This is a genomic window from Ruegeria sp. F11 (assembly GCF_056533855.1).
Genome location: NZ_JBQFOW010000011.1, coordinates 90,072 through 101,790 on the forward strand (window position 1 = coordinate 90,072; position 11,719 = coordinate 101,790).

General features: G+C 61.3%; 10 protein-coding genes. 5 read left to right on the forward strand and 5 right to left on the reverse strand.

Features of this window, described 5'->3' with window-relative positions; translation table 11 throughout:
• Both ACR0NJ_RS15775 and ACR0NJ_RS15780 read right to left on the reverse strand, forming a co-directional pair.
• Window positions 1-2,256 carry an NADP-dependent malic enzyme gene (locus ACR0NJ_RS15775; RefSeq protein ID WP_480818088.1) on the reverse strand — a complete coding sequence of 752 codons (2,256 nt, stop codon included), beginning with the start codon at window positions 2,254-2,256 and terminating at the stop codon, window positions 1-3.
• 3 nt (window positions 2,257-2,259) lie between these two features.
• Window positions 2,260-3,462 (reverse strand): ATP-binding protein, encoded by a 1,203-nt coding sequence (locus ACR0NJ_RS15780; protein ID WP_480818089.1) that lies wholly within the window; start codon window positions 3,460-3,462, stop codon window positions 2,260-2,262.
• A 114-nt stretch (window positions 3,463-3,576) separates the two neighbouring features.
• Between ACR0NJ_RS15780 and mutS the strand changes: the two genes are divergently transcribed.
• On the forward strand, window positions 3,577-6,192 hold the full coding sequence (gene mutS, locus ACR0NJ_RS15785) for a DNA mismatch repair protein MutS (RefSeq protein WP_480818171.1): 2,616 nt from the start codon (window positions 3,577-3,579) through the stop codon (window positions 6,190-6,192).
• A 57-nt stretch (window positions 6,193-6,249) separates the two neighbouring features.
• Here mutS and ACR0NJ_RS15790 read toward each other — a convergent pair whose 3' ends face one another.
• On the reverse strand, window positions 6,250-6,813 hold the full coding sequence (locus ACR0NJ_RS15790) for a nucleotide exchange factor GrpE (RefSeq protein WP_480818090.1): 564 nt from the start codon (window positions 6,811-6,813) through the stop codon (window positions 6,250-6,252).
• A gap of 10 nt (window positions 6,814-6,823) precedes the next feature.
• The gene (gene hrcA / locus ACR0NJ_RS15795) at window positions 6,824-7,888 is read right to left on the reverse strand and encodes a heat-inducible transcriptional repressor HrcA (RefSeq protein ID WP_480818091.1); all 1,065 of its coding nucleotides are present in this window, start codon (window positions 7,886-7,888) and stop codon (window positions 6,824-6,826) included.
• A 111-nt stretch (window positions 7,889-7,999) separates the two neighbouring features.
• Here hrcA and rph point away from each other — a divergent pair, with 111 nt between their 5' ends.
• Genes rph through ACR0NJ_RS15815 form a run of 4 tightly spaced genes read left to right on the forward strand, consistent with a single transcriptional unit; the run spans window position 8,000 to window position 10,825 of the window.
• A complete protein-coding gene (gene rph, locus ACR0NJ_RS15800) occupies window positions 8,000-8,713 on the forward strand; it encodes a ribonuclease PH (RefSeq protein ID WP_480498089.1) in 714 nt (237 codons plus the stop codon).
• Window positions 8,710-9,324, forward strand: a complete 615-nt coding sequence (rdgB, locus tag ACR0NJ_RS15805; RefSeq protein ID WP_480818092.1) for an RdgB/HAM1 family non-canonical purine NTP pyrophosphatase — start codon at window positions 8,710-8,712, stop codon at window positions 9,322-9,324. Before rph ends, rdgB begins: the two co-directional genes overlap by 4 nt.
• Window positions 9,314-10,468, forward strand: coding sequence for a radical SAM family heme chaperone HemW (hemW, locus tag ACR0NJ_RS15810; protein WP_480818093.1), 1,155 nt, complete (start codon window positions 9,314-9,316; stop codon window positions 10,466-10,468). Before rdgB ends, hemW begins: the two co-directional genes overlap by 11 nt.
• Window positions 10,469-10,471: 3 nt before the next feature.
• A complete protein-coding gene (locus ACR0NJ_RS15815) occupies window positions 10,472-10,825 on the forward strand; it encodes a YbaN family protein (RefSeq protein WP_480818094.1) in 354 nt (117 codons plus the stop codon).
• Here the strand turns inward: ACR0NJ_RS15815 and ACR0NJ_RS15820 are convergent.
• Window positions 10,815-11,711, reverse strand: coding sequence for a ParB/RepB/Spo0J family partition protein (locus tag ACR0NJ_RS15820; protein ID WP_480818095.1), 897 nt, complete (start codon window positions 11,709-11,711; stop codon window positions 10,815-10,817). The genes ACR0NJ_RS15815 and ACR0NJ_RS15820 overlap by 11 nt on opposite strands.
• Between the last annotated feature and the right edge of the window lie 8 nt (window positions 11,712-11,719).

Below are 11,719 nucleotides of genomic sequence, written 5' to 3' on the forward strand. Positions count from 1 at the left end.
TTATTTAATATCGCACGAGGCCAGAATGGCCATGTTCAGAATGTCATTCGCGGTCGATACGGTGGAACAGATCTGAACCCGCTTATCGATTCCGGACAGGATCGGGCCGATCACGGTCGCTCCACCCATTTCCTGCATCAGCTTGGTCGAAATACTGGCCGAATGCCGCGCAGGCACGATCAGGATGTTGGCCGGACCGGTCAGGCGCGAAAACGGATAGGCCTCTTGCTGGTCCACGTTCAGGGCGACATCCACGGTCATCTCACCCTCGTATTCGAAATCGACATTGCGCCCGTCCAGAACCGCCGGGGCGCGGTGCATCTTTTCCGCCCGTTCCGAGACCGGGTAGCCAAAGGTCGAGAAGCTGACAAAAGCCACGCGCGGCTCAAGCCCCATATGGCGGGCAACGGCAACCGAGCGTTCGGCGATATTGGCGAGATCGTTTTCATCAGGCCATTCATGCACCAGCGTGTCGCCAATCAGCACGATCCGACCCTTGTGCAATACGGCTGTTACGCCGACTGCTCCGTGCGCGGCATCGGCATCGAAAACGTGATTGATCCGGTCCAGCACATGTGCCGATTTCCGCGTGGCACCAGTGACAAGCCCGTCACCGTGCCCATGTGCCAGCATCAGAGACGAAAACACATGCCGGTCACGGGCCGCAAGCCGGTGGATATCCTTGTGGTCGAACCCTTTGCGCTGCAGCCGCTGGTACAGAAAATCCTTGTAGGTTTCGAGATGCATTGTGTTGGCTGCATTCACCACCTCAAGCTCGCGCACGGCGTCACCCAGGCCAGCGGCCTCGAGCTTTTCCTTCACATCCTCGGCTCGTCCGACGACCAGCGCCTTGCCAAAGCCCGAGCGTTGATACATCACCGCCGCTCGCAGGACACGGGGGTCATCGCCTTCGGCAAAGATCATCCGGCTTTGCGCCTGACGTGCCCGGGCGTTCAGACCACGCAGGATGCTGGCGGTCGGGTCCATGCGGGATTTCAGGCTCAGCTCATACGCATCCATATCGATGATCGGACGCCGCGCTGCACCGGTATCCATGCCTGCCCTGGCGACCGCCGGCGGAATGCGATGGATCAGGCGTGGGTCAAAAGGTGTGGGAATGATGTAGTCCCGGCCAAAAGTCAGCGATTTGCCATAGGCCATGGCGACTTCGTCCGGCACATCTTCGCGCGCCAGACGGGCCAGTGCGTGGGCGCAGGCAATCTTCATCTCGTCATTGATGGCGCGGGCGTGGATATCCAGCGCACCACGGAACAGGTAGGGAAAGCCCAACACGTTGTTGACCTGATTGGGATAATCGCTGCGACCGGTGGCAACGATGGCGTCCACACGAACCTCATGCGCCTGTTCCGGAGTGATTTCCGGGTCCGGGTTCGCCATGGCAAAGATCACCGGATTGTCCGCCATGCTGGCAACCATGTCCTGCGTCACCGCACCCTTGACCGACACGCCAAGGAACACATCCGCGCCATTCATCGCCTCTTCCAGCGTGCGCAGATCGGTTGTGACAGCGTGGGCCGATTTCCACTGGTTCATCCCCTCGGTCCGGCCCTGGTAGATCACACCCTTGGTGTCACAGACGATGCAGTTCTCGTGCCGCGCGCCCATCGATTTCAGCAGTTCGATACAGGCAATCCCGGCGGCCCCCGCGCCGTTCAGAACAATTTTCACATCTTCGATCTTCTTGCCCGAGATATGCAGCGCATTCAGCAGGCCCGCGGCGCAGATCACCGCTGTTCCATGCTGGTCATCGTGGAAGACGGGGATGTCCATCTCTTCCTTCAGGCGCTGTTCGATGATGAAACACTCGGGTGCCTTGATATCTTCCAGATTGATGCCGCCAAAGGTCGGCCCCATCAGACGCACGGCGCGGCAAAACTCATCCGGGTCCTCGGTGTCCAACTCGATATCGATCGAGTTCACGTCGGCAAAGCGTTTGAACAGAACCGCCTTACCCTCCATCACCGGTTTGCCGCCCAGCGCGCCCAGATTGCCAAGGCCCAGAACAGCCGTCCCGTTCGAGATCACGGCAACCAGATTGCCCTTGTTGGTATAATCATACGCGGTCTCGGGCGCTTCGGCGATGGCCTCACACGGCACCGCAACGCCGGGGCTGTAGGCCAGCGACAGGTCGCGCTGCGTGGTCATGGGAACGGTGGCCTGCACCTCCCACTTGCCGGGGGTGGGGTCCAGGTGAAAGGCCAGCGCCTCTTCTTTGGTGATCTTCGTTTTGGGCATGGCTTATGCCTTTCGTTTCTTTGGTGTGTGTTTCACAAGCTCGGGCATCTGCCGTCGCATGAATTCGTCAAACAGCGGAACGGTAAAGGCTGTCTCGCCGTGCCGCTGGCTCCAGATCATGCCAAGCTGGATCAGGTTCGCGCGGGTGGTCGACACCTGCGACGGCTCGCAGCCCAGCGCTTCGGCAATTGCGCCGGTGGTATGAGGGCCCGGACCCAGTTCCGCCATCGCCCGCAAGTATTTTTGCTGAACCGGTTTGCACCGGTCGAACCGCACGCGGAAAAAGCTGGAATCCAGATGCCGGATCAACGAGCGTTCGGCCCGACGCACGTCGTCCACGGTGAACGGCGACGTGTCCGCCACTGCCCACACATGCGACCCCCATTCCTGCAGGAAATAAGGGTAATTGCGCGATCTCCGCAAAATCTCGTGCAGCGCGTCGTCGTCAAAATCCTCGCCTTCATCCTGCGCCGGCTGACGCAGGGCCCGGATGGCCGCCGTATCGCTGAGCGATCCGACCTCGGGGAATTCAAACAGCCGCTCGGCATAAGATTTCGCATCCCCGGCCAGTTTGGCGATCTGCGGCAGGCCTGCTCCGAAAAAGACAAAGGGCAGCTTGCGCTGGGCGGCATCGTGGCAGGTGACCGTGATCGCGGCCAGCTCATCCGGCGACAGGTATTGCACCTCGTCCACAAACAGGGCCACATGCCGGTCCGCCGCCTGCGCGGCTTCGATCACCATGCGGATCATTTCGGCAAAATCGGTCTCATAATCGCCGGTATCGGCAACGCCGGGGCTTGGGGTCGCGCCGAATTCAAACCCTTCGTAAGACAGCTGAAAGACCGACGCGAAATTGCGCATCGCTGCACCGGCTTTTTCCAGCTTGTGGCGCAGGTTCTTCTGTGTGCTCAACCGCAGCAGGATACGTTTGAGTTCGGGAAAACACCGCTGGGCGAAATCGCCATTTTCTGGCGCTTCGATCTTGATGGTGAAGAACCCTTCGTCCTCGGCCACGTTGAACACATGGTTCAACAGAACCGTCTTGCCGACGCCCCGCAGGCCCAGAAACATCTGCGACCGTCCCGGACGCCCGATCTTGATCCGCCTCAGCGCGGTTTCTGCCGCTTGCAAGATGTCATCGCGTCCGGCAAGAACAAGCGGAGGCGTCCCGGCACCCGGGGTATACGGATTGGTGACCTGATCCATGAGGAAACTGATAGAAGTTATCAAAATTACTTGCAACCCTAGTAATTTCGATAATTTCAGAGAATTTGGACAAGGCGGCGTATGAGCAAATCAGCATCCGGTAGTGTCACGCCCATGATGGCACAATATCTGGAAATCAAGGCGGCCCATGCCGACGCGCTGTTGTTCTACCGCATGGGCGATTTCTACGAGATGTTCTTTGACGATGCCGTCAACGCGGCCGAGGCGCTGGACATCGCCCTGACCAAACGCGGCAAGCACGAGGGCGCGGATATCCCGATGTGCGGCGTACCGGTGCATTCCGCCGAAGGGTATCTGCTGACGCTGATCCGCAAAGGGTTTCGCGTCGCCGTCTGCGAACAGATGGAAAGCCCTGCCGAGGCAAAGAAAAGAGGCTCTAAGTCGGTGGTTCGCCGCGATGTCGTGCGTCTGGTGACCCCCGGCACACTGACCGAGGACGCGCTGCTTGAGGCCCGCCGCCACAACTTTCTAGCCGCCTACAGCGCGGTGCGGGACGAAGCGGCGTTGGCTTGGGCCGATATCTCGACCGGCGCGTTTCACGTGATGCCGCTGACCGGCGCGCGGCTCAGTCCGGAACTGGCGCGGCTGGCCCCGTCGGAACTGATCGTGGCCGACGGAGCCGAGCCTGCGCTGCACGAACCCACCCGCGATCTGGGCATCTCGCTGACGCCTATCGGACGCGCCAGCTTTGACAGCACGGCTGCGGAAAAGCGTATCTGCGGGCTGTTTCACGTGGGCGCGCTGGATGCGTTCGGCAGTTTCACTCGCGCCGAGGTCTCGGCCATGGGCGCGCTGATCGACTATCTTGAGATCACTCAGAAGGGCAAACTGCCCCTGCTGCAAACCCCGCTGAAGGAATCTGAGGATCGCACCGTCCAGATCGACGCCGCCACACGCCGCAATCTGGAACTGACCCGGTCGCTGTCCGGTGGCCGCGCCGGATCGCTGCTGTCGGTGGTCGACCGCACCGTGACGCCGGGCGGCGCGCGGCTGCTGGAGCAGCGCTTGTCCAGCCCCTCGCGCACGCTCGACGTGATCCACGCCCGGCTGGACGCGGTGACCTTCGCGACCGAAGACAGCCTGACCGCCTCGGATCTGCGCGAGGCGTTGCGCAAAACCCCCGATCTGGACCGCGCCCTGTCGCGCCTGTCGCTGGACCGCGGCGGCCCTCGTGATCTGGCCGCCATCCGCAACGGGCTGACGCAAGCGGCCGCGATTGCCGGTCTGTGCACCAACCACACTCTGCCGGTCCTGCTGGCCACAGCAGTGCAGAACCTTGTGGGGTTCGACGACCTGCTGACCCTGCTCGACGAAGCGCTTGTAGCCGAGCCTCCGCTGCTGGCCCGCGACGGCGGCTTCATCGCCCCGGGCTTTGACAGCGAACTGGACGAGGCCCGCACCCTGCGCGACGAAGGCCGGTCGGTCATTGCCGGATTTCAACAGAAATACGCGGAACATACGGGCATCACTTCACTGAAAATCAAGCACAACAACGTGCTGGGGTATTTCATCGAAACCACGGCCACCCATGCCGAAAAGATGCTGAACCCGCCGTTCTCTGAAACCTATATCCACCGCCAGACCACGGCCAATCAGGTGCGGTTCACCACCGTCGAACTCTCCGAGATCGAAACCCGCATCCTGAACGCAGGCAATCTGGCGCTGGAGATCGAGAAAAGGCTCTATCAAAGGCTATCAGACGCAATTCTGGACCGCGCCGCCCACCTGAACCAAGCCGCCCGAGGGCTGGCCGAGCTTGACCTGACCACCGCTCTGGCTGATCTCGCGCGCGGTGAAAACTGGGCGCGCCCGCAGGTCGACACCTCGCGCAGCTTTGACGTTCAGGGCGGCCGTCACCCGGTCGTTGAACACGCCCTGCGCCAGCAAGGCGGCGATGCGTTCATCGCCAATGATTGCGATCTCAGCGCCGAGGATGGGGCCGCGATCTGGCTGCTGACCGGCCCCAACATGGCCGGTAAATCCACCTTCCTGCGCCAGAACGCCCTGATCGCGCTGCTGGCCCAAATGGGCAGCTATGTCCCCGCCGAACAGGCCCATATCGGCGTCGTCAGCCAATTGTTCAGCCGCGTCGGCGCGTCGGACGATCTGGCCCGCGGCCGCTCGACCTTCATGGTCGAGATGGTCGAAACCGCCGCCATCCTCAATCAAGCCGACGACCGCGCGCTGGTGATCCTTGATGAAATCGGACGTGGCACCGCCACCTATGATGGCCTCTCTATCGCCTGGGCCACGCTCGAACACCTGCACGCCGCCAACCAATGCCGCGCCCTGTTTGCCACGCACTATCATGAACTTACCGCGCTGGCCGGAAAACTCGAAGGCGTCGAAAACGCCACCGTCGCAGTCAAGGAATGGGAAGGCGAGGTCATCTTCCTGCACGAGGTCCACAAAGGTGCCGCCGACCGCTCCTACGGCGTTCAAGTCGCGCAACTCGCAGGCCTGCCCGCCTCGGTCGTCGACCGCGCCCGCGTCGTGCTGGACCAGCTGGAAAAGACCGAACGCGAGGGCGGCAAGCAAAAGGCGCTGATCGACGACCTGCCCCTCTTCTCAGCCGCGCCGCCACCGCCGCCGCCCGCCCCCAAAGCCTCGCCCGTCGCGGACATGCTTACCGAAATCCTCCCCGATGAACTCACCCCCCGCGAGGCGCTCGACCTGATCTACAAACTGAAAGAGGCGGCCAAATCCTGACCGCCCCTTCTTCTGTTCAAAAATACCTCCGCCGGAGGCTTGGCCTGATAAGGCCAATCAGCTCGCAGGCGTCGAAGAAACCCCAACCTGCGCCGGTCGCAGCAACCGGTCATGCAGCAGGAACCCTTCGGCGGACACCTGAATGATATCGCCTGCCCGCGTCCCCGGCACCGGGGCTTCAAACATTGCCTCATGCACATTCGGATCAAACCGATCACCCACTTCGGGCGTGATCACTTCGATCCCATGCTTCTGGAACACATCCTTCAGCGCCCGCATGGTCAACTCAACGCCCTCCAGCAGACCAGCGGCAACCTCTTTCTGCTCATCGGTCGCGGCCTCAAGCGCGCGTTTCATGTTGTCGTAAACCGGCAGCATGTCACGGGCCAGTTTCGACCCGCCATACTGCTCCGCATCACGGCGCGCCTTGTCGCCGCGTTTGCGCGCGTTCTCGGCATCTGCCAGCGCGCGCATGAACCGGTCCTTGTAATCGTCCCGCTCTGCCCGCAGCTCATCCAGCTCCAGCGCTTCTTCGCTGATCTCAGCGATTTCCTCGGCCAGTTCTTCCGCTTCGGCGGACATGATGTCGTCCAGAAATTCTTCGTTCTTGGGCTCTGCCATCTCTTACCCTCTAGCTCCGGTCGGAAATCAGCTTGCCGACCAGTTGCGCCGTATAATCCACGATCGGCACGATCCGTCCATAATTCAGACGTGTGGGCCCGATGACCCCGACCGCACCGATTATCTTACGATCAGCGTTCATATATGGAGACACCACCAAAGAGGAACCCGAAAGTGAGAAAAGTTTGTTCTCAGAGCCGATAAAAATGCGCACACCCTCACCGTCTTCGGTCAATTCAAGGAATTCGGCGATATCACGTTTGCGTTCCAGATCGTCAAACAGGGTACGAATGCGGTCCAACTCCTCGGCCTCACCGGGATCACCCAGCAGATTCGCCCGCCCCCGCACGATCAGCCGGGCCGAGTCGCTGCCATCCCCGTCCCAGGCCGCAATCCCGCTTTCGACCATCTCGCGGGCCAGGACATCAATTTCCTGTTTGCGCGCATCGATCTGAGACAGCATCTGCTTGCGCACTTCACCCAGGGTCCGCCCCTCGATCAGCGCATTCAGGAAATTCGCCGCCTCACGCATGGAACTGGGCGTCTGCCCCGGCGGCGGCGAAAACAACCGGTTTTCCACATGCCCGTCCGAGAACACCAGCACCACCAACGCCCGGTCATGACCCAGCGAGACGAACTCGATATGTTTGATCTCGGCCTCATGTTTGGGCGTCAGCACCAACGACGCGCCTTGTGTCACGTGTGACAGGGCCGAACCCACCCGGTCCAGCATTCCGCCCACATCGCCCGCGTTAGAGCCTAATGTCTCGTCAATCTTCTGCCGGTCATCGACCCCCAGATCGCCGACTTCAAGCAGCCCGTCCACAAACATGCGCAACCCTTGCTGCGTCGGTATCCGCCCAGCGCTGACATGGGGGCTGTCGAGCAGGCCCAGAAACTCCAGATCCTGCATCACGTTGCGCACGGTGGCGGCGCTGACCTTTTCCGACAGGGTGCGGGTCAGGGTGCGGCTGCCCACCGGCTCGCCACTGTCCAGATAGCTTTCGACGATCAGCCGGAACACCTCGCGCGACCGGTCGTTCATCTCGTTCAGAATCTTGCTTGCTTCGCTCATCCGCATCCCCTGCTGGGTCGTCATTAAATAGCAGGTATTCGAAAGGTCAATCGGGGTTGCATCGTAACGCCACGGGGCGGTATCCCCAAGCCATCAGATAAAGGAATGCCCATGCGACCCTCAGGACGTAATCTAGACGAAATGCGCGCTGTTTCCATCGAGACAGGTTTCACCAAACATGCCGAAGGGTCCTGCCTGATCAAGATGGGCGACACCCATGTGCTGTGCACCGCCACGATCGAGGATCGCGTGCCGCCCTTCATCAAGGGCTCGGGTCTGGGCTGGGTAACGGCGGAATACGGCATGCTGCCCCGCGCAACCAACACGCGGATGCGGCGTGAGGCCGCCAGCGGCAAGCAAGGCGGTCGCACCGTGGAAATCCAGCGCCTGATCGGCCGTGCCCTGCGGGCTGGTGTGGATCGGGTCGCCTTGGGCGAACGCCAGATCACCGTCGACTGCGATGTCATTCAGGCCGACGGCGGCACCCGTTGTGCCTCGATCACCGGTGGCTGGGTGGCGCTACGTCTGGCGGTCAACAAGTTGATGAAAGCGGGTGACGTGATCTCTGATCCCTTAGTCGATCCGGTGGCTGCGGTGTCCTGCGGTATCTACGCGGGTCAACCGGTGCTGGATCTGGATTACCCCGAAGACAGCGAGGCCGGGGTCGATGGCAATTTCATCATGACAGGCTCGGGCAAACTGATCGAAGTTCAGATGAGCGCCGAAGGGTCCGTCTTCAGCCGCGCGCAGATGGATCAGCTGATGGATCTGGCCGAAAAAGGCGTCGGCGAACTGGCCGCCGCGCAAAAGGCCGCCACCGCATGACCCGCAAATTCGACGGTGACCGGCTGCTGGTCGCCACGCATAACAAAGGCAAGCTTGAGGAGATGGCGCATCTTCTCGAACCCTTTGGCGTCACGGTAGTGGGTGCGGGCGACGTGAACCTGCCGGAACCCGAGGAAACCGAGGATACATTCGTCGGCAACGCCCGGATCAAGGCCCACGCCGCAGCCAAGGCCACTGGCCTGCCTGCCCTGTCAGACGATTCCGGGATCACCATCGACGCGCTGGACGGTGCGCCCGGTGTTTACACCGCCGATTGGGCCGAAACCGGCAATGGCCGCGATTTCCTGATGGCGATGACCCGCGCCCATAATGAGCTTGAGGCGAAAAACGCCCCCCACCCCCGCACCGCACAATTCCGCAGTACCTTGGTGCTGGCGTGGCCCGACGGTCATGACGAAGTGTTCGAGGGCATCGCCCCCGGCCATCTGGTCTGGCCGATCCGCGGCGAGGGCGGGTTCGGATATGACCCGATGTTTGTCCCCGAGGGCCACGACATTACCTTTGCGGAAATGGATCGCTGGGAAAAGAACAAGATCAGCCATCGCGGCCGCGCGGTGGAGATGTTCGTGAAAGGCTGCTTTGGCGGATGATTGGCGCAACGGGGGCTTTGGCCTGTACGTGCATTGGCCCTTTTGCGAGGCCAAATGCCCCTATTGCGACTTCAACAGCCATGTTTCCAGAAATATCAATCAAAAACAATGGCTTGATGCGTATCTAAACGAACTGCGCCGTTCTGCCGCCGAAACGCCCGACCGGGTCTTGAACACGATCTTCTTCGGTGGCGGCACCCCGTCCCTGATGGAGCCCGAGACTGTGGCTGCTGTGATCGACGAGGCCCGCGCGCTCTGGCGCCCGGCCAATGACATGGAGATCACGCTCGAAGCCAATCCCGGTTCGGTCGAGGCTGGGCGCTTTGCCGCCTATCGCGACGCAGGCGTGAACCGGATTTCCATGGGCGTGCAGGCGCTGAAGGATGATGACCTGCGCCGACTGGGCCGCATCCACACCGTCGCCGAGGCCCGCGCCGCCTTTGACATCGCGCGGCACTGTTTTGACCGGGTCAGCTTTGACCTGATCTATGCCCGTCAGCACCAGACGCTGGCCGACTGGCAGGCCGAACTGACCGAGGCCTTGTCGATGGCCGTCGATCACCTGTCGCTGTACCAGTTGACCATCGAAGAGGGCACCGCCTTCGGCGACCGCTATGCGGTGGGCAAGCTGCGCGGCCTGCCCGAAGACGATCACGCCGCCGATATGTATCTGGCCACGCAAGACATCTGCGACGCACACGGCCTGCCCGCCTACGAGGTCTCGAACCACGCACGGTCGGGCGCGGAATCGCAGCACAACCTGATCTATTGGCGCTATGGCGACTATGTCGGGATTGGGCCCGGCGCGCATGGCCGGATCACGGTAAACGGGCAGAAAGTTGCAACTGAAACTTATCTGTCGCCGCAAAAATGGCTGACCGCAGCCCTCGCCGGTTCGGGAGAGAAGGACCGCAGCCCGCTATCCATCGCAGATCAAGCAAGCGAATACCTTATGATGGGAATGAGAGTAAGCGAAGGACTAGATATTGACCGCTACCACGCTATTTCCGGCTCAGCCCTGCCCCAATCCAGGATCGATCATCTGGCCGAGATCGGCATGATCGCACAGCAGGGCAACCAGCTGTTCGCAACAAAAGACGGGCGCGCCGTGCTGAACGCCGTGATCCGGGAACTTTTGGGGTAGAGCATGCACTATGTCTGGGCCACTCTGGGATTGCTTTGCGTCGCGCTTGCGATGATTGGCGTGGTTCTGCCCCTGCTGCCGACCGTCCCGTTCCTGCTGCTGGCTGCGTTTTTCTTCGCCCGGTCCTCGTCGCGCCTGCACAATTGGCTCGTCAGTCACCGGACCTTCGGGCCGATGATCCTCGACTGGCAAAGCTCGGGCGCAATCCGCCCTGCAGCCAAAAAAGCGGCCACCCTGTCGGTCGCCGCTGTCTTTGCCTTGTCACTTGCACTCGCCCTGCCCCCGCACGTGCTGATCATTCAGGCCGTCGTGCTAAGCGCGGTCATGGTGTTTATCTGGACCCGCCCTAACGGCTGAGTTTTGCACACAGATCGTCCAACTGATCGAGGTTCTCATAAGTCAGGATCACCTGCCCCGTCTCGGACCCCGGCTTGTGATTGATCGACACTTTCATCGCCAGAATCGCCGAAAGATCCTTTTCCAACGCCCGCGTATCCGCGTCCTTGCCCGCATTCAGGTTTCTGGACCGGGGGGCCGCCTGCGGGGCGTCGCCCCGCTGCTGCTTTTTGACCAGCGCCTCAGTCGCCCGAACCGACAACCCATCCTTGACGATGAGTTTCGCCAGTTCCGACGGGTTCTCGGCGGTAATCAGCGCCCGCGCATGGCCTGCGGACAGTTTCCCTTCGATGACCAGAGCCTGCACATCCATCGGCAGAGACAACAAACGCAGTAAGTTCGCGATATGGCTGCGGCTTTTCCCCAGTGCCTCGGCCAGTTTTTCCTGCGTGTGGCCAAAACGGTCCATCAATTGCTTGTAGCCCGCAGCCTCTTCCACTGCGTTCAAATCGGCCCGCTGGATGTTTTCGATGATCGCAACTTCAAGAACTTCGGTATCGTCGAAATCCCGCACAATCACCGGGATATCATGCAGTTGCGCCATTTGCGCCGCCCGCCAGCGGCGTTCGCCAGCGACGATCTCATAGTCCCCGCCGCTGATCTCGCGCACGATCAGAGGCTGGATAATGCCCTTCTCCTTCACCGACGCGGCCAGTTCATCAAGCTGTTCCGGCATGAAGGTCCGACGCGGCTGGTTCGGGTTTGCGCGCAGCTTTTCAATCGGGACCTTCAGGTCGGGACGCCTGGCCTCGGCCGCCGGACGGCCCTCGGCGTCTTGCGTGACATCGGCCATCAGCGCCGACAATCCGCGCCCCAGCCCTCTTGGTTTTGTTTTTTTGGAGTTCACGTAACTCT

What these genes read in the sequence shown, in the direction of transcription:
- mutS (WP_480818171.1), top strand. Translation starts at nt 3,577, where the DNA reads ATGATGGCACAATATCTGGAAATCAAGGCGGCCCATGCCGACGCGCTG.
- ACR0NJ_RS15780 (WP_480818089.1), bottom strand. Translation starts at nt 3,462, where the DNA reads ATGGATCAGGTCACCAATCCGTATACCCCGGGTGCCGGGACGCCTCCG.
- ACR0NJ_RS15815 (WP_480818094.1), top strand. Translation starts at nt 10,472, where the DNA reads ATGCACTATGTCTGGGCCACTCTGGGATTGCTTTGCGTCGCGCTTGCG.
- hrcA (WP_480818091.1), bottom strand. Translation starts at nt 7,888, where the DNA reads ATGAGCGAAGCAAGCAAGATTCTGAACGAGATGAACGACCGGTCGCGC.
- ACR0NJ_RS15790 (WP_480818090.1), bottom strand. Translation starts at nt 6,813, where the DNA reads ATGGCAGAGCCCAAGAACGAAGAATTTCTGGACGACATCATGTCCGCC.
- rph (WP_480498089.1), top strand. Translation starts at nt 8,000, where the DNA reads ATGCGACCCTCAGGACGTAATCTAGACGAAATGCGCGCTGTTTCCATC.
- ACR0NJ_RS15775 (WP_480818088.1), bottom strand. Translation starts at nt 2,256, where the DNA reads ATGCCCAAAACGAAGATCACCAAAGAAGAGGCGCTGGCCTTTCACCTG.
- rdgB (WP_480818092.1), top strand. Translation starts at nt 8,710, where the DNA reads ATGACCCGCAAATTCGACGGTGACCGGCTGCTGGTCGCCACGCATAAC.